We start from the raw sequence: 16,826 nt of genomic DNA, 5'->3' as shown, positions 1-16,826 counted from the left end.
GCCAGGCTGTCCGGCGTACCGGGAGCCTGGCACTTCACGCTTGTCGCTGCCTTACTGCGATTTCCGGACCCGCAGGTACCACTCGGAGAGCAGCCGTACCTGTTTGTCGGTGTAGCCACGCTCGACCATTCGTGTGACGAAGTCGTTGTGTTTTTGCTGATCCTCCTTGCTGGCCTTGGCGTTGAAGCTGATGACCGGCAGCAGATCCTCGGTGTTGGAGAACATTTTCTTCTCGATGACCACCCGCAGCTTCTCGTAGCTGAGCCAGGTAGGGTTCTTGCCGTTGTTGTTGGCCCGGGCGCGCAGCACGAAGTTGACGATTTCGTTGCGGAAATCCTTCGGATTGCTGATGCCGGCGGGTTTTTCGATCTTTTCCAGTTCCTCGTTGAGGGCCACGCGGTTGAGGATTTCGCCGGTTTCCGGGTCGCGGTATTCCTGGTCCTGGATCCAGAAGTCTGCATACAGCACGTAGCGGTCGAAAATGTTTTGGCCGTATTCGCTGTAGGACTCCAGGTAGGCCGTCTGGATTTCCTTGCCGATGAACTCGATGTAACGCGGTGCCAGGTATTCCTTGAGGAAGCGCAGGTAGCGCTCGCGGGTTTCGGCCTGGAATTGTTCCTGTTCGATCTGCTGTTCCAGCACGTAGAGCAGGTGCACCGGGTTGGCGGCGATTTCGTGCGGATCGAAGTTGAAGACCTTGGACAGGATCTTGAACGCGAAACGTGTCGACAGGCCGTTCATACCCTCATCCACGCCCGCCGTATCGCGGTATTCCTGGATCGACTTGGCTTTTGGATCGGTGTCCTTGAGGTTTTCTCCGTCGTACACCCGCATCTTGGAGTAGATGTTGGAGTTTTCCGGCTCCTTGAGGCGCGACAGGACGGTGAACTGGGCCAGCATCTTCAGGGTGTCAGGCGCGCAGTGGGCCTTGGCCAGGGAGCTGTTGAACAGCAGTTTGTCGTAAATCTTGATTTCATCGCTGACCCGCAGGCAGTACGGCACCTTGACGATGTAGATCCGGTCGATGAAGGCTTCGTTGTTCTTGTTGTTGCGGAAGGTGTGCCACTCCGATTCGTTGGAGTGGGCCAGCAGGATCCCGGTAAACGGAATCGCCCCCAGGCCTTCGGTGCTGTTGTAGTTACCTTCCTGGGTTGCCGTGAGCAGTGGGTGCAGCACCTTGATGGGTGCCTTGAACATCTCCACGAACTCCATCAGGCCCTGGTTGGCCCGGCACAGCGCGCCCGAGTAGCTGTAGGCGTCGGCGTCGTTCTGCGGGAATTCTTCGAGTTTGCGGATATCGACCTTGCCCACCAGCGCCGAAATGTCCTGGTTGTTCTCGTCACCCGGCTCGGTCTTGGCCACGGCAATCTGGTTGAGGATCGACGGATACAGCTTCACCACCCGGAACTGGCTGATGTCGCCGCCGAACTCGGCCAGGCGCTTGGTCGCCCAGGGCGACATGATGGTGTTGAGGTAGCGTCGTGGAATGCCGAAGTCTTCTTCGAGGATCGCGCCATCTTCCGTGGCGTTGAACAGCCCCAGGGGCGACTCGAACACCGGCGAGCCCTTGATGGCGTAGAACGGCACCTTCTCGATCAGTTGTTTGAGCTTCTCGGCCAGGGACGACTTGCCGCCGCCGACGGGACCGAGCAGGTAGAGGATTTGCTTCTTCTCTTCCAGGCCTTGGGCGGCATGGCGGAAGTACGAGACGATCTGGTCGATGCATTCTTCCATGCCGTGGAAGTCTTCAAAGGCCGGGTAGCGGCGGATCACCTTGTTCGAGAAAATCCGCGACAGTCGCGAATTGGCTGCGGTGTCTACCAGCTCCGGCTCGCCGATCGCCAGTAGCAGGCGTTCAGCGGCAGACGCGTAGGCGCTGCGGTCCTTTTTGCACAGTTCGAGATACTCCTGAAGCGAGAGCTCTTCCTGGCGTGTGGACTCGAAGCGTTGTTGGAAGTGGCTAAAAATACTCATGACGTCGTCACCTCGCTCGATACGTGGAGCCGACGCCGGATCAATCAGTCGATGCTGGCAGTCATTGGTGGACACCAATGGCCGTTTTCCCCCCAGAACACCCTGAAACGCTACCGATGACCCGCACGCCGGTGTACCGGCTCTCCCCTGTTTTGGATGGCCTGCGCTTAAGGATAGTTCGGAATCAGGGAGGTCAAGGCGCGATACGAAATTAGTTTGGCCGCGCCGTTCGTCAGAAACGGCGCGAGGCCAAGCGTCACGCGGGATAGAGGGGTTTGAAAAAAATTATTGCGCGTCGCCTGCGGCAATTTCTGCAGGATAGGTCGTACGCCACAGCTCAAAGCCGCCGTCCAGGCTATAGACGTCGGAGAAGCCCTGGCTCACCAGATAGGCTGCCGCGCTTTGGCTGGAGTTGCCGTGGTAGCACGCCACGATCACCGGCGCGTCGAGGTCGGCGGCGCGGATGAAGTCGGCGATGTTGTGGTTGTCCAGATGCTGGGCGCCACTGATGTGGCCGGCGATGTAGGTCGGCTGGTCGCGAATGTCGACAACCACTGCGCCTTGTTCGCGCAGGGCCTGGGCTTGTTCTGGAGGAATACGTTTGAATTCAGTCATGGCGGGCTCCTTTGGCCTGTATGAAAGCGCGGCTCAGCGCTTTGCCGCGGCCTGCAGTTGTTCGGGAATGGGGGCTTCGCACTGGCAGCTCATACGCTCGCCGGTGTCGATGTTCAACAGGGTCATGGCGCCGCCCCACACGCAGCCGGTGTCGAGGGCGAACACGCCGGGTTCATCACATTTGCCTTCCAGGGCTGCCCAGTGGCCGAAGATGATCTTCGTGTCCCGGGTCTTGCGCTCCTTGTGGGCGAACCAGGGCTTGTAGCCGGGCAGGGCGGTTTCGGCGCCTTCCTTGCTCTTGAGGTCCAGCTTGCCTTCGGCGGTGCAGAAGCGCATGCGGGTGAAGTAGTTGGTGATCACCCGCAGGCGGGCGACCCCAGTGAGTTCGTTGTCCCACTTCACGGGATCGTTGCCGTACATGCCATCCAGATAAGCCGTGTAGAGGTTGTCATCGGCCAGGGCGGCCTCGACTTCACTCGCGCACTTGAGCGCCTTCTTCAGCGTCCACTGGGGTGGAATGCCGGCATGCACCAGCGCGATGTCGCGGCTTTCATCATAGTGCATGATTTTTTGCCGGCGCAGCCAGTCAAGTAACTCGGTACGGTCGGGCGCCTCGAGGATTTCCCGCAGGGTGTCGCCCTTTTTCAGGCGCTCGATGTTATTGCCGGCTGCCAGCAGGTGCAGGTCATGGTTGCCCAGCACACACACCAGGGAATCGCGCATGCCATAAAGGAAGCGCAGGGTTTCCAGGGATTGCGGGCCACGGTTGACCAGGTCGCCTACCAGCCACAGGCGATCCTTGGCCGGGTCGAAGGCAACGCGCTCGAGCAGGCACTTGAGCGGTTCCAGGCAGCCTTGCAGGTCGCCGACGGCGTACGTCGTCATCAGTGCAGGGCTCCGGGCACCGCCAGGCGGAACGGGGCGATGATGGCGTCGAAGTGTTTACCATCGTCGGCGAGCATCTGGTAGCTGCCTTGCATGTTGCCCACGCGAGAGGTCATGACCGTGCCGCTGCTGTAGGTGTGGCTCTTGCCGGGGGCGATCAGCGGCTGTTGGCCAACCACGCCGGCGCCGCGCACTTCCTCGACCTGGCCGTCACCGTCGGTGATGACCCAGTGGCGCGACAGAAGCTTGGCGGGCAGTTCACCGTTGTTTTGCACGGTAATGGTGTAGGCGAACGCAAAACGGTTCTGCTCGGGTTGCGATTGTTCCGCCAGAAAGCGGGTGACGACGCTGACGTCGATCTGATAGCGAGGATCGGACATGCAAGAGGCCTTAAAAGCAAAAGCGGGGGAACAGCGGATGCCGGTCAGTCTAGGCCAACTGATGGGCACTAGGCCAGACATGCTGTCTGGCCGTGCCCGACTCTGCTTTATTCAGCCGCTGGCGCTGGCTGAATGGCGAGCTGATCAGCCAGGCGCACGAAGGCAGCCAGGTCCAGTTGCTCGGGGCGCAGGCTGCCGTCGACGCCGGCGGCTTCGATTTCGGCGTTGCTGAGCAAGGCCTTGAGCGTATTGCGCAGGGTCTTGCGGCGTTGGTTGAACGCTTCGCGCACCACGCGCTCCAGCAATTTGTGATCTTTGGCCGGGTGTGGCAACACTGCGTGAGGCACCAGGCGCACGATGGCGGAGTCGACCTTCGGCGGTGGGTTGAACGCGCCCGGGCCGACGTTGAACAGGTGCTCTACGCGGCAGTGGTACTGAACCATGATCGACAGGCGGCCCCAGTCACCGCCGCCAGGACCGGCTGCCAAACGCTCGACCACTTCCTTTTGCAGCATGAAGTGCATGTCGCGGATGATGCCGGCGTTGTTCAGCAGGTGAAAAATCAGCGGGGTGGAGATGTTGTACGGCAGGTTGCCGACCACACGCAGGCTGTTGGGCGCGGCGTTGAGGCTGGTGAAGTCGAACTTCAGCGCGTCGCCCTGGTGCAGGTTGAAGTTGGGCATGCCGGCGAACTGCTGGTTGAGGATCGGGATCAGGTCCTTGTCCAACTCAACCACGTCCAGTTGGCCGCCGCTCTTCAACAGGCCTTGGGTCAGGGCACCCTGGCCCGGGCCGATTTCCAGCAGGCGGTCTTCGGGCTTGGCATGGATGGAGCGCAGGATGCGATCGATCACGCCAGCGTCGTGCAGGAAGTTTTGCCCGAAGCGCTTGCGCGCCCGGTGTTGGTAATGCTCGGTCATATACGGGTCTCGGCCATCTGATAGGCGGTTTCCAGGGCCACGTGCAGGCTGCCGGTATCGATCTTGCCGCTGCCGGCGAGGTCCAGGGCGGTGCCATGGTCGACGGAAGTGCGGATGATCGGCAGGCCCAGTGTCACGTTGACTGCGGCGCCGAAGCCTTTGTACTTCAGCACGGGCAGCCCCTGGTCATGGTACATCGCCAGCACTGCATCGCAGTGCTCCAGATATTTGGGGGTAAACAGAGTGTCGGCAGGCAATGGGCCGCGCAGGTCCATGCCCTCAAGGCGCAGACGCTCCAGGGTTGGTTCAATGATGTCGATTTCTTCATGGCCCAGGTGGCCACCTTCACCGGCGTGGGGGTTTAGCCCGCAGACCAGGATGCGTGGTTGGGCGATGCCGAATTTTTGTTGCAGGTCGGCGTACAGGATGCGCGTGACGCGCTCCAGGCGCTCGGGGGTGATGGCGTCGGCAATCTCCCGCAGGGGCAGGTGAGTGGTCACCAGCGCCACCCGCAGGTCGCCCGTTGCCAGCATCATCACCACTTGTTCGGTGTGGGTCAGCTCAGCCAGGAATTCGGTATGGCCGGAAAAGGCGATGCCCGATTCGTTGATCACGCCCTTGTGCACGGGGGCGGTGATCATCCCGGCGAAATCCCCGTCGATGCAGCCTTGGCCGGCCCGGGTCAGGGTTTCCAGAACAAAGGCAGCATTGGCCTTGTCCAGTTGCCCGGCGACGACCTTGGCTGGCAGCGGGGTATCCCACACGTACAGGCTGTTGGCCGGCGCCGGCAGTTCAGGCCAGTTGCCCGGGCCTACCGGCAGCAGATCGACGACCACACCCAGCTGCGCGGCCCGCTCAAGGAGCAGGTCGCGGCTGGTAATGGCAATCAGGGGGTGTGGCTGGGGTTGCGAGGCGAGCAGCAGGCACAGGTCAGGACCAATGCCGGCCGGCTCGCCGGGTGTCAACGCGAAACGCTTGGGTTTCACTGAGGTGCCTGGTCGGTGCCTGTTTGGTCGGCGCCTGGCAGCTTGTTCTCTACGTAGGCTTCGTCACGGATCTGACGCAACCAGGTTTGCAGCTCTTCGTCGTATTTGCGGTTACGCAGTACGGTGAGGGCTTGTTGCTCGCGGGCCTGGGCGGTGTTGTCGGTGGCGCGACGGCCAAGGACTTCCAGCACATGCCAGCCGTATTGGGTCTTGAACGGCTTGGACAGTACACCTTGCGGGGTCTTGGCCATCACGTCCTGGAACTCTGGAACCAGTGCCTTCGGATCGATCCAGTTCAGATCGCCGCCGTTAAGCGCCGAACCCGGGTCTTCGGAATAGCTCTTGGCCAGTTCGCCGAAGTCTTCGCCCGCTTCGATGCGGTCATAGAGCTTCTGGGCCAGTTCCTTGGTCTGTGCTTCGGTACGGATCTCGCTTGGCTTGACCAGAATGTGACGAACGTGAACTTCGTCCTTCATCTGGGCTTCTTCGCCGCCGCGCTTGCCGAGCAACTTGAGGATGATGAAGCCGCCAGGGGTACGGGCAGGCTGGGTGATGCCGCCCACTTCCATGGCGCTCAGCTCGCGGTCGAACGGTGGTGGCAGTTGCGCAGCTTTACGCCAGCCCATGTCACCGCCTTCGAGGGCGTTGTCGCTGCCGGACTGGGCAATGGCCATCTGGGCAAAGTCAGCACCTTGCTTGAGGCGGTCATAGATAGCCTGGGTTTTCGCCGCCGCAGCATTCAGCTGTTCAGCGTTGGCGCTGTCTGGCGTAGGGATCAGGATGTTGGCCAGGTGCAGTTCTTCGGAAAGCTGCATCTTGCCAAGGTCGGAAGCCAGGAAGTTCTTCACTTCCTGCTCGGACACCTGAACCCGTTCGGCCACGCGGCGCTGACGCACACGGCTGATGATCATTTCGCGGCGGATCTGGTCACGGGCGTCCTCATAGGACAGGCCGTCGTGAGCCAGGGCGGCGCGGAACTGATCAACACTCATGTTGTTGCGCTGGGCGATGGTGCCGACAGCCTGGTTCAATTCTTCGTCGCTGATCCGGATACCGGAGCGATCGCCGATCTGCAATTGCAGGTTTTCAACGATCAGGCGCTCAAGCACCTGTTGGTCCAGCACGCTGGTCGGCGGCACGCCGCCGCCACGCTTGGCGATGGTTTGCTGAACTTCCTTGACCCGCTGGTCCAGTTGGCTCTGCATGATCACGTCGTTATCGACGATGGCCACTACCTTGTCCAGCGGTTGGACCGCCGCGTGAGCGGCGGCAGTACCCAGGAACAGTGCGCCCAGCATCAGCGGGCGCAGACAATCAGAAAGCTTGGTCTTCACGTTCACGATAACCTTCAATGCCTTTGTCGAGGAAGCTCTCTACCTTGGCGCCGGTCAGGCCGCCGAGTCCTTTAAGGACGATCTGGAAGAAGAGCCCGTGGTCACCCTTTTCGTTCAGCGGGGCGATCTGGCTGTATTCGTCGTTGGAAACCCAGTAACGGTTGATGACGCGCAGTTTCCAGCAGCAGTTGTCGTACTCGAAACCACCGAAGGCTTCCAGGGTACGGTTGCGGGCATAGTCATACTGCCAGCGGGTGATCAGGTTCCACTGGGGAACGATCGGCCACATCATCGAGAAGTCGTGTTGCTGGATTTTGTAGTAATCCTTCACGAAGTTATCAGTGCCTGGAGTACCGTAGTCACCACCGAACTGCCATTTGCCGGTCAGCTGGTTGTAGACCACCTGGTCGTTGCGATAGCGATAACCAACGTTGATAACCTTGTTCGGGTTGTCTTCCGGCTGGTAGTGGAACATTGCGCTGCCAGAGCGTGGGCTGTGGCTTTCCGGGTCCCAGTTGTAGTCGGCAGTAGCGCGCCAGTCACGGTTGAAGCGGAACTCGTAGTCCAGGGCGATTGGCGAAACATCAGACTGTGCGTCTGCACGGTCCGAGGCTAGGATGCCCGGCAGTTGAACTTCGCGGTTCTTGAAGTAAACCGCTTCGCCGATGCTGACACGCTGACGTTCGAAACCGTTTTCTTCAATCCAGCGGCTGGTTACGCCGAGGGACAGCTTGTTCTCGTCGCCAATACGGTCAGTGCCGCTGAAGCGGTTGTCACGGAACAGCGACGCGTAGCTGAACGAGTACTCGCCGCTGTCGAATACCGGGATATCGCTCTGGTCCTTGTTCGGTACATACAGGTAGTACGCACGAGGTTCCAGGGTCTGGCGGTAGTCTTTGCCGAACAGGTTGGTGTTGCGGTCGAAGTAAAGGCCGCTATCGATGCTGGCAATCGGGATGGCGCGGTCTTGTGAGCTTTTAAAGACGCCGCCTGCATACGGAGAAGCACCTGGCTGAGTCGCAGCAAGCTGGGCTGCAACAATCTGGTCCTTACCCGTGCTATCCAGGTCAAGATCGTATTTGGTGTAAACGTACTTCAACTTCGGCGTAACAAAACCGTAGGTCCAGTTCATCGGGTATTCGACGGCTGGCGCAGCAGTCAGGCGGTCACCGTTTGCACGGGTCAGACCTGTTACGTAAGTGTCCAGGCGAGGCGACACCAGGCCGTTTTCATCGGTAAAGGTGCCTTTCTCAAGATCCCGATCAAAGCGTACGGCCTCGGTCTCGTAAGTGAAGTTCAACCCACCCGGATGGTACGGCAGCGCACCATTGAATGTGATCTGCGGCAGCCGGTCGTACGGAGTGATCTGGGAGATCGTCGCCAACTGGTAAGCCTGCAGGTTCAGCCGCGCCTGGTAGGTATCGCCACGATAGGTCACGGAACCCTGCTGGTTCACGTAGTCCTGGCTCTTGATCCCTTCCTGATAGGACTTCAAGTCCTGGAAGTAATAAGGATCGCTGATATTGGTGTAGTCGACCTGGGTCAGTACACGCGTATCCAGCCCACCCTTGTGCTGCCAGTTGAGCATGTAGCGGGTTTTTTCGTAATCGGTCTGGCCTTTACGCTCGCTGCTGTCGTCGTTCAGGTACGCGCCGCCGAACTGTCCTTCGCTGGACTTGGTGAGGTAGCGGAATTCGCCTTCCATCAACAGGCCGCGCTTGGTCATGTATTGCGGATACAACGTGGCATCGTAGTTCGGCGCCAGGTTGAAGTAGTACGGCGTAACCAGCGTAAAGCCCGTCTCGCCACCGGTGCTGAAGCTCGGCGGCAGGAAGCCGGATTGACGACGGTTGTCGATCGGGAAATAGATGTACGGGGTGTAAAGGATCGGAATGTCCTTCACGCGCAACGTCACGTTGGTCGCGGTACCGAAACCGGTGGCCGGGTTGAGCGTGATGTTGTTGCCCTTGAGCTGCCAGGCGTTGCTGTTCGGCTCACAGGTGGTGTACGTACCGTCCTTGAGACGGATGATCGCGTTCTCGGCACGCTTGGCGTACAGCGCGTTGCCGCGGATGCGCGATTTGTGCATCACGTATTCGGCGTTGTCGACCTTGGCCGCGCCGGTGTCCAACTGGACTTCAGCGTGGTCGCCCACCAGCAGGGCGCCGTTGTCGCGCAGACGGACGTTGCCGTTCAGCTCACCACGGTTCTCGGCCTGGTACAGGTTGGCCTCGTCGGCCTCGACCTGCATGCTGCCCTGGCGCATGACGACGTCACCGGCCAGGGAGGCGATCTGTTGATCCTGCTCGTAACGAGAGGCTTTGGCACCGATGAAGGTCGGCGCGTCGCTCTTGTTCGTCTTGTCGTTCATGCCAGGACGAATCGGCTCGATGTACGCGCCGGAGCAATACGGGCCGGTCTCGGCCAGTTGCGCAGCGGTGAGCTTCTCGCGTGGGACCCAGTCCAGATGGCTGTAGTCGGCGCTGCGCGAACGCAGGCCCCGGCCCTTGGCTTCGGTGACCAGCGTGGTCTGTGGCACGGCCTCGGCAGTACCGCCGGTCTCGCCTTGCGGCGTGCCATTGGCGGAGGTGACGGCACTGCCGTCATGCACCGGGCGCGGTGGCAACGGGGCTGCGGCCGTCTTCGGCGCGCAATTCCAGGCACCCGAAGCAGAGACTGAGCAGTCATACTGTTCCGCGGCGACCACGAATGAGGTGGCGAAAGGTTGCATGGCCAGCAGACTGCCGGTTACCAGCAACGGAAATTTTCTACGAAACGCGGGGGATTTCAATGCCATCTTATTAGTCCGGGCTTCCTGCGTGCCATCTGCCCGCGGTGTGGGCCGCACGCCTCTCGATGGTCTGAAAAAGATGCGTGATAATAAAGCATGACCCGCTTGACGGCTAGCGCCGTCGGAGACCCTTGTAATGCCCGACCAAGATCTACGTTTGCAACAGCTGCAAGTCTGGCTTGATGAGCAATTGCCTCGCCTTTTTACCGCCCAGGGCTGGGGCGTCGTACCCCCGGCCACGTTGACTGCGGCCAGCAGTGACGCGAGTTTCAGGCGTTACTTCCGTTGGGAGGGAGGAGGTCGCAGTTTCGTCGTAATGGACGCTCCACCCCCCCAGGAAAACTGCAAACCTTTCGTCGATATCGCTCATTTGCTCGAACAATCGGGAATAAATGTTCCGAAAATTTATGCGCAAGATCTGCTTCGCGGCTTTCTTTTGCTGAACGACCTGGGGAAAAAAACCTATCTGGACGTAATTGACGAGCAAAATGCCGATCAATTGTTCGCCGATGCCATCGACGCATTGCTGGCTTTTCAGCAATTGCCGATGGAAGCGCCGTTGCCCAGCTATGACGTCGCTCTGTTACGTCGCGAGCTGGAATTGTTTCCGCAATGGTACGTGAGCCGGGAGCTGGGCATCGAGTTCGACGCCAAGCAACTTGCCCTGTGGCAGCGCGTCAGCGAGCACCTGATCGACAGCGCCCTGGCCCAGCCCAAGGTGTTGGTGCACCGCGACTACATGCCGCGCAACCTGATGATCAGCGAGCCGAACCCCGGCGTGCTGGATTTCCAGGATGCGGTCTACGGCCCGGTGACCTACGACATCACCTGCCTGTTCAAGGATGCGTTCCTCAGTTGGCCCAAGGCCCGCGTGAGGGAATGGCAGCGCGGTTACTGGCAGCGTGCCGGCGCGTTGGGTATTCCGGTGCAGGCGGACTTCGAAGAGTTCCTGCGGGCCAGCGACCTGATGGGCGTGCAGCGCCATCTCAAGGTGATCGGCATTTTCGCGCGCATCTGCCATCGAGATGGCAAGCCACGCTACCTGGCCGACGTGCCGCGCTTCTTTGCTTATATAGAGGCGGTGCTCGCAGACCGGCCAGAGTTGAGCGAACTGGGTGAGTTGCTGGCAAGCCTGCGTATCGAGGCGGCCGTATGAAAGCCATGATCCTGGCCGCCGGCAAAGGTGAGCGGATGCGTCCGCTGACCCTGCACACACCCAAGCCGCTGATCCAGGCTGGCGGCAAGCGCCTGATCGAATATCACCTTGAGGCGCTGGCGAAAGCCGGCTTCACCGATATCGTCATCAACCATGCCTGGCTCGGCCAGCAGATCGAAGGCTACCTGGGCGACGGCTCCCAGTATGGCGTCCGCATCCAGTACTCGGCCGAAGGCGAGCCGCTGGAAACCGGCGGCGGGATTTTCAAGGCGTTGCCGCTGCTGGGGGACGAACCGTTCCTGGTGGTCAATGGCGATATCTGGACCGACTACGACTTCGCCAGCCTTGATCGGCCATTGAACGGCCTGGCCCACCTGGTGATGGTGGACAATCCGGCGCATCACCCGTCCGGCGGTGACTTCTACATAAAGGACGGCGCGCTTCATGATGCCGCCCCCGATGCCGATAACCTGACCTTCAGTGGCATTTCCGTGCTCGACCCGAAGTTGTTCGCGGGTTGCAGTGCGGGTGCCTTCAAGCTGGCGCCGCTGTTGCGTGACGCCATGGCCAAAGGGTTGGTGACGGGGGAGCACATGAGCGGACGCTGGATCGATGTCGGGACGCTGGAGCGCCTGGCGCAAGTCGAAACCCTGCTGACAGCGGGGCACTAGGATGTTGTGGCCAGGGACTCTGATCGGAGCCGGGGCGGGCTTTGCCATTGCCAGCATTCCGGGGGCCATGTTGGGCGCGCTGCTGGGCCAGGCGTTGGACCGGCGCCTGGAGCTGCAAAGCTGGGCGCAACTGCGCGAGCGTCTTGGCGGTCGGGCGGCGTTGCGTAATGACGAACTGCTGTTCGTGTTGCTTGGCCGCCTGGCCAAGAGCAACGGCCGGGTGGTGGACGGGCATATCCAGCAGGCGCGCCAGGAAATGCGCTCGCTGGACATGGCCGAGCCGGCCCAGCGCCGTGCGATTGCCGCGTTCAATCGCGGCAAGTCCGGCTCGGACCGGGTGCGCAGTTATTTGGGCGTGCTCAAGGCTCAGCCCCATGCGGCGGAAGGTGTGCTGCGTGCCTGTTGGCGCATGGCCTGGGCGGACGGCAAGGCCAGTACGGCCGAGCGCGAGTTGATTGAACAATGGGGCAAGTGGCTGGGCTGGACTGTGCAGCAGATCCAGGCGCTGGCGGCTGACTACGAGCCTGAGCGCAAGCCGCTGGCCAATCGTGGCGGGGCGTATCAGGAGGCGCTGCGAATTCTGGGGGTGACGTCAACGACGGAGCCGTCAGTGATCAAGCGTGCCTACCGCCGCCTGCTCAGCCGGCACCACCCGGACAAGATTGCCGGCAGTGGTGCCAGCCCGGCCCAAGTGCGCGAGGCGACTGAAAGAACCCGCGAGCTGCATAACGCCTATGCGTTGATTCGCGAGCGGCGGGACTTTCGCTAACTGTGGGAGCTGGCTTGCCTGCGATGCGGGCAACTCGGTCTCACCGATGCGCCGAGGTGATGCCATCGCAGGCAAGCCAGCTGCCACAGTTGATCTTCATCAGTTTCAAAAACTGCGCTCAACTCCCGCTGGCCTGTGGGCTCAACCAACCGCGAACCCGCCGGTAAAGTTGCTCCTGTCCGGCGGGGCTGTTGTCGGGGAACGCCTTCAGGGACACCTGCTTGTAGTTGTCATTCTTCAAGCGCTTGCTGGCCTGGGAACGTTCCAGGGCGGTTTTGCGCGCCTGCCCGTCGTCCTGATAGAACAGGTCCGCCGTCGCCAGCTTCAGCTTGGGGGCCAGTTGTTGCAGGTCCGGTTCACGGCCCGCCGGCGTTTGCGCGGCAACCATGACGAATTTCTGCACCTGCGCCGGTTGTTTTTCACTCAGGTAACGCGCCGCCCACCAGGCGCCGGTGCCGTGGCCAAGCAGCACAATGCTGCGGGCGTTCTGGGTCTGGGCGAAGGCGAGGGCGGCATCAATGCGGGCGAAGATTCGCGAGGCGTCGGTCTTGTCTTGTTCATCGCTGCCGGGAACCACGGCCGGGTCGGTGCCCTCGGCTTCGGCGCTGGCGGCTTGTTCCACGGGTTTGGCGACGGTGCTGGCGTCTTTGCTGCTGGTGTCCACAGCGGCTTTTGGCGATTCGATGACCCGTGGCGGCAGGGTGTCGAGAGTCAGGTCCGGCAGTGACAAACTGAGGGTGCCCCACGCCGCGTCCGGCAATTTCTGGCGCAATGGCCCGATTGCTTGAGGCCAGTCAGCACTTTCGCCGTTGCCCGGGACGATAATCACCACGCCTTCCGGTTCACCCGTGTTGGCCGGTTTCCACAGGGCGAGGAAAGAGTCGCTGCCCGCCTGCAACTGTTGCTGCTCCTGTTGCGGGATTTGCCGCTCCAGGGCGTTGGCTTCTTCCTGGCTGCGCTCCGGCAAAGGCTGGCGCACCACCGGTTTTTCCGGGGCGGGAGCGGGAGTGTCGGCGGCCTCGACACAAAAGGCGCTGGTAAACAGCAGCGACAGGCACAATGCTGGCAGTGCCGAGCGGTGGAGAAGTGGCATCGTTGATTTCCGGCCAGAAGTGATTCCGGCAGCCTAATGGGTTGGTCAGTATTTGTCAGTGCTATGAGACGTGGATCATGGGTTTTCGCTTCCTGCTGGTTATCGGCTGTTTATGCTTTCCCTTGATCGCGGGCGCGGTGCCTGCGCCTGCTCCTCACCCGGCGCAGTTGGATGCCGGCCAGCGTGAATGGCTGGGCCAGCACCCGGACCTGCGGGTCGGCCTGGTGTTGCAGGCGCCTTATGCCCAATACGATCGGCGCTTGCAGCGGCTGTCCGGAGCCAACGTCGAGTTGATGCAGTGGCTGGCCAAGGCGCTGAATATCGAGCTGACCTGGCGCAACTTTCCCAATCAGGAACAACTGGAGGCGGCAGTGCGTGACGGCGAGGTAGACCTCGCTCCCGGCCTGCTGCAAACCCCGGCAGGCCTGCGGTTGTGGCTGTTCTCCGACCCGTACATGCGCGTGCCCCAGCACATCGTCGGTATCCGCGATGGCGGCACCGCCGTGGACCTGGAAAAGCTCGACGACCAATCCCGCGTCGCCGTGCGCATGCCCAGCGCGGTCGCGGATTACCTGCGCAGCACCTACCCCAGTCTCAACCTGCAGGGCGTGCCCATGGAGCGCCAGGCCCTGCAATTGCTGGTGAGCCAGCAGGCGCGGTATGCGGTGGTGGATGAAGCGCAATTGAGCCGCTTGTCGGGCGAGACCGAGTTCGCTGGCCTGGCCGTGGTGGGCGATATCGGCCTGCCGCAATTGCTGCGGGTGGCGACGCGGCGCGACTGGCCGGAACTGGCCGACATCGTGCAAAGCGCCTTGCGCACGATCCCCGCCCGGGATCTGGACCAACTGCACACACGCTGGCTGCAACCCAAATACCCGCGGGTAACCGAGTCGCCAGGCTTCTGGCAAAACCTCACAGTGCTGCTGGGCCTGCTGTTGCTGGCCAGCCTGGCCGTAGTGTTCTGGCAACGCCGCCAGCAACGCGGCCTGGAGCACAACCTGTTGGCCGCCCGGGAAGAAAGCGCCGCCCGCGCCGCCGGTGCCGAAGCGTTGCGCCTGACCCAGTTCTCCATCGACCAAAGCACCGTCGGCATCCTGTGGGTCAATTGGGACAGCCATGTGCGCTACGCCAACCTCGCGGCAGAAACCATGCTGGGCTACGGCCCCGGTGCGTTGATCGAGCGGCCGCTGATCGAGTTCGACCCGACGCTGACCATGGACCGCTGGCTCAACCTGTGGAAGCGCGCCCGGGCCAGTGAAGACGGGCCGCAGAGCTTTGCTACCAATTGCCTGCGGGCCGACGGCAGTGTGTTGCCGGCGGATGTGTCCCTGAGTTTCCTGCGGTTTGCCGACGGCGAGTATCTGGTGGTTTACCTCAACGACGTCACTGAGCGGCGCCGGGCCCTGGCAGCGTTGCAGGAAAGTGAGGCGCGCCTGCAGGGGATTGCCGCCAACGTGCCGGGGCTGGTGTTTCGCCTGGAGCGCTTGCCGTTAAGCGATGACATCGAGTTCGCCTATATCAGCCAGGGCAGCGAGAGCCTGGTGGGCTACTCCCCGGCCGTCCTCAGTCATCGGGAAATGGGCATCCGCAACCTGGTGCATCCCGAGGATCGGGCCAGCTACCACCGCACCCAGGACCAGGCCACTGACACGGAAAGCAACTGGACATGGCAAGGTCGCCTGCTGACGCGCACGGGTGAGCAACGTTGGACCGAGATTAAGGCGGTCAGCCGTCGCCTTGCGGATGGCGTGGTGGTATGGGACGGGATTGTCTGGGACATCAGCGAGAGCAAGCGCATCGAGCTGGAACTGGACGCCTCCCGCGCGCAACTGCGGGAATTGTCCGCCCACCTGGAAACCGTGCGCGAGGAAGAGAAGGCCCGCATCGCCCGGGAAGTGCACGATGAGCTGGGGCAAATGCTCACCGTGCTCAAGCTGGAAACCTCGATGTGCGAGCTGACCTACGCACAACTGGACCCCGGCCTGCACGAGCGGCTGAACAGCATGAAGCGCCTGATCGCCCAACTGTTCCAACTGGTGCGCGACGTGGCCACGGCCCTGCGCCCGCCGATTCTCGACGCCGGGATTGCCTCGGCCATCGAATGGCAGGCCCGGCGCTTCGAAGCCCGCACCCAGATTCCCTGCCTCGTGCAGGTGCCGGACAACCTGCCGGCCCTGAGCGACGCCAAGGCCATCGGCCTGTTCCGCATCCTGCAGGAGGCGCTGACCAATGTGATGCGCCATGCCCAGGCGCATACTGTCGAACTGACACTGGTGGTGGAGGGCGCGCATCTGCGGCTGACCATCAGCGACGATGGCACCGGTTTCGTCCAGGCCCCCGGGCGTCCGGTGTCGTTTGGCCTGGTAGGCATGCGCGAGCGGGTGCTGATCATGGGCGGGCAATTGAGCCTGGACAGCGAATTGGGCGAAGGCACCACCCTGAGCGTGACGGTGCCGCTGGATTGATAACCAAAAGAAGAGGACATCCACTGTGATCCGTGTACTGGTAGCCGAAGACCACACCATCGTTCGCGAAGGCATCAAGCAACTGATCGGCCTGGCCAAGGACCTGCTGGTGGTGGGCGAGGCGAGCAATGGCGAGCAATTGCTGGAAACCCTGCGCCATGTGCCCTGCGAAGTGGTGTTGCTGGACATCTCGATGCCCGGCGTCAACGGTCTGGAAGCCATCCCGCGGATTCGTGCGCTGAACAATCCCCCGGCGATCCTGGTGCTGTCGATGCACGATGAAGCGCAAATGGCCGCCCGTGCGCTGAAGGTCGGTGCTGCCGGTTATGCCACCAAGGACAGCGACCCGGCGCTGCTGCTGACGGCGATTCGCAAGGTCGCGGCGGGCGGACGGTACATCGACCCGGACCTGGCAGACCGCATGGTCTTCGAAGTCGGCCTGACCGATTCCCGGCCATTGCACTCGTTGTTGTCGGAGCGCGAGTTCTCGGTATTCGAGCGCCTGGCCCAGGGCGCCAACGTCAACGACATCGCCCAGCAGTTGGCGCTTAGCAGCAAGACCATCAGCACTCACAAAGCGCGCCTGATGCAAAAGCTCAACATCACCTCCCTGGCGGAACTGGTGAAGTACGCGATGGAGCACAAGCTTCTATAGCCGCTTATCCATTTGCGACCACCCGCAAGCCCTGGCAGACCCATTCCTGCCACCTGTAGCGCTCGCACTGTTCTATGCCCGCCATCCGTGTAGGGCGATCCCTACCCCAAACCTTCCATCCTGCTGATGCCA

General features: G+C 61.7%; 14 protein-coding genes. 5 read left to right on the top strand and 9 right to left on the bottom strand.

The genetic code is table 11. The annotated features are described in order from the left end of the window. Window positions 1–51 precede the first annotated feature (51 nt). The 8 genes from M2400_RS00200 to M2400_RS00165 form a co-directional block, all read right to left on the bottom strand. Window positions 52–1,974, bottom strand: coding sequence for a PrkA family serine protein kinase (locus M2400_RS00200; RefSeq protein ID WP_003210999.1), 1,923 nt, complete (start codon window positions 1,972–1,974; stop codon window positions 52–54). 285 nt (window positions 1,975–2,259) lie between these two features. Beyond that, entirely contained in the window at window positions 2,260–2,589 is a 330-nt protein-coding gene (glpE, locus tag M2400_RS00195; RefSeq protein WP_088423358.1) for a thiosulfate sulfurtransferase GlpE, read from the bottom strand. A 33-nt stretch (window positions 2,590–2,622) separates the two neighbouring features. Then, a complete protein-coding gene (locus tag M2400_RS00190; protein WP_259198060.1) occupies window positions 2,623–3,474 on the bottom strand; it encodes a symmetrical bis(5'-nucleosyl)-tetraphosphatase in 852 nt (283 codons plus the stop codon). After that, window positions 3,474–3,854, bottom strand: a complete 381-nt coding sequence (gene apaG / locus M2400_RS00185; protein ID WP_003210996.1) for a Co2+/Mg2+ efflux protein ApaG — start codon at window positions 3,852–3,854, stop codon at window positions 3,474–3,476. Before apaG ends, M2400_RS00190 begins: the two co-directional genes overlap by 1 nt. A 107-nt stretch (window positions 3,855–3,961) precedes the next feature. Continuing rightward, window positions 3,962–4,774, bottom strand: a complete 813-nt coding sequence (rsmA, locus tag M2400_RS00180; protein WP_076017896.1) for a 16S rRNA (adenine(1518)-N(6)/adenine(1519)-N(6))-dimethyltransferase RsmA — start codon at window positions 4,772–4,774, stop codon at window positions 3,962–3,964. Next, window positions 4,771–5,760, bottom strand: a complete 990-nt coding sequence (gene pdxA, locus M2400_RS00175) for a 4-hydroxythreonine-4-phosphate dehydrogenase PdxA (RefSeq protein ID WP_259198061.1) — start codon at window positions 5,758–5,760, stop codon at window positions 4,771–4,773. Before pdxA ends, rsmA begins: the two co-directional genes overlap by 4 nt. Further along, complete coding sequence (locus M2400_RS00170) at window positions 5,757–7,094, bottom strand: peptidylprolyl isomerase (protein ID WP_371132015.1); 1,338 nt, start codon at window positions 7,092–7,094, stop codon at window positions 5,757–5,759. The genes pdxA and M2400_RS00170 overlap by 4 nt, the downstream gene beginning before the upstream one ends. Then, window positions 7,075–9,891 carry an LPS-assembly protein LptD gene (locus M2400_RS00165; protein WP_259198062.1) on the bottom strand — a complete coding sequence of 939 codons (2,817 nt, stop codon included), beginning with the start codon at window positions 9,889–9,891 and terminating at the stop codon, window positions 7,075–7,077. Before M2400_RS00165 ends, M2400_RS00170 begins: the two co-directional genes overlap by 20 nt. Before the next feature lie 130 nt (window positions 9,892–10,021). Between M2400_RS00165 and M2400_RS00160 the strand changes: the two genes are divergently transcribed. From M2400_RS00160 to M2400_RS00150, 3 genes are read left to right on the top strand one after another with little or no spacing between them, the layout of a single operon-like run. After that, a complete protein-coding gene (locus M2400_RS00160) occupies window positions 10,022–11,041 on the top strand; it encodes an aminoglycoside phosphotransferase family protein (protein WP_259198063.1) in 1,020 nt (339 codons plus the stop codon). Next, a complete protein-coding gene (gene murU / locus M2400_RS00155; RefSeq protein WP_177079313.1) occupies window positions 11,038–11,712 on the top strand; it encodes an N-acetylmuramate alpha-1-phosphate uridylyltransferase MurU in 675 nt (224 codons plus the stop codon). Before M2400_RS00160 ends, murU begins: the two co-directional genes overlap by 4 nt. A 1-nt stretch (window position 11,713) precedes the next feature. Beyond that, complete coding sequence (locus tag M2400_RS00150) at window positions 11,714–12,481, top strand: TerB family tellurite resistance protein (RefSeq protein ID WP_259198064.1); 768 nt, start codon at window positions 11,714–11,716, stop codon at window positions 12,479–12,481. Between the two features lie 118 nt (window positions 12,482–12,599). Here the strand turns inward: M2400_RS00150 and M2400_RS00145 are convergent, their stop codons facing one another. After that, entirely contained in the window at window positions 12,600–13,574 is a 975-nt protein-coding gene (locus M2400_RS00145; protein ID WP_177043256.1) for an alpha/beta hydrolase family protein, read from the bottom strand. Between the two features lie 77 nt (window positions 13,575–13,651). On the opposite strand from M2400_RS00145, the gene M2400_RS00140 reads away from it, so the two are divergent. Both M2400_RS00140 and M2400_RS00135 read left to right on the top strand, forming a co-directional pair. Then, on the top strand, window positions 13,652–16,039 hold the full coding sequence (locus M2400_RS00140; RefSeq protein WP_259198065.1) for a PAS domain S-box protein: 2,388 nt from the start codon (window positions 13,652–13,654) through the stop codon (window positions 16,037–16,039). A 25-nt stretch (window positions 16,040–16,064) separates the two neighbouring features. Further along, window positions 16,065–16,694: a response regulator transcription factor gene (locus M2400_RS00135; RefSeq protein WP_003210977.1), complete on the top strand. Its 630-nt coding sequence runs from the start codon at window positions 16,065–16,067 to the stop codon at window positions 16,692–16,694. Window positions 16,695–16,826 lie beyond the last annotated feature (132 nt).

The organism is Pseudomonas sp. BIGb0558 (assembly GCF_024807515.1).
GTDB classification, from domain to species: Bacteria; Pseudomonadota; Gammaproteobacteria; order Pseudomonadales; family Pseudomonadaceae; genus Aquipseudomonas; species Aquipseudomonas yamanorum_A.
Note: the sequence above shows the minus strand (reverse complement) of the source record. Positions and strands in the feature narration are given on the sequence as shown.

Excerpts from the sequence above, each read along its gene's own strand:
- M2400_RS00165 (WP_259198062.1), bottom strand. The coding sequence starts at position 9,891 with ATGGCATTGAAATCCCCCGCGTTTCGTAGAAAATTTCCGTTGCTGGTA.
- murU (WP_177079313.1), top strand. The coding sequence starts at position 11,038 with ATGAAAGCCATGATCCTGGCCGCCGGCAAAGGTGAGCGGATGCGTCCG.
- M2400_RS00190 (WP_259198060.1), bottom strand. The coding sequence starts at position 3,474 with ATGACGACGTACGCCGTCGGCGACCTGCAAGGCTGCCTGGAACCGCTC.
- M2400_RS00150 (WP_259198064.1), top strand. The coding sequence starts at position 11,714 with ATGTTGTGGCCAGGGACTCTGATCGGAGCCGGGGCGGGCTTTGCCATT.
- M2400_RS00145 (WP_177043256.1), bottom strand. The coding sequence starts at position 13,574 with ATGCCACTTCTCCACCGCTCGGCACTGCCAGCATTGTGCCTGTCGCTG.
- glpE (WP_088423358.1), bottom strand. The coding sequence starts at position 2,589 with ATGACTGAATTCAAACGTATTCCTCCAGAACAAGCCCAGGCCCTGCGC.
- rsmA (WP_076017896.1), bottom strand. The coding sequence starts at position 4,774 with ATGACCGAGCATTACCAACACCGGGCGCGCAAGCGCTTCGGGCAAAAC.
- M2400_RS00200 (WP_003210999.1), bottom strand. The coding sequence starts at position 1,974 with ATGAGTATTTTTAGCCACTTCCAACAACGCTTCGAGTCCACACGCCAG.
- apaG (WP_003210996.1), bottom strand. The coding sequence starts at position 3,854 with ATGTCCGATCCTCGCTATCAGATCGACGTCAGCGTCGTCACCCGCTTT.
- M2400_RS00140 (WP_259198065.1), top strand. The coding sequence starts at position 13,652 with ATGGGTTTTCGCTTCCTGCTGGTTATCGGCTGTTTATGCTTTCCCTTG.
- M2400_RS00160 (WP_259198063.1), top strand. The coding sequence starts at position 10,022 with ATGCCCGACCAAGATCTACGTTTGCAACAGCTGCAAGTCTGGCTTGAT.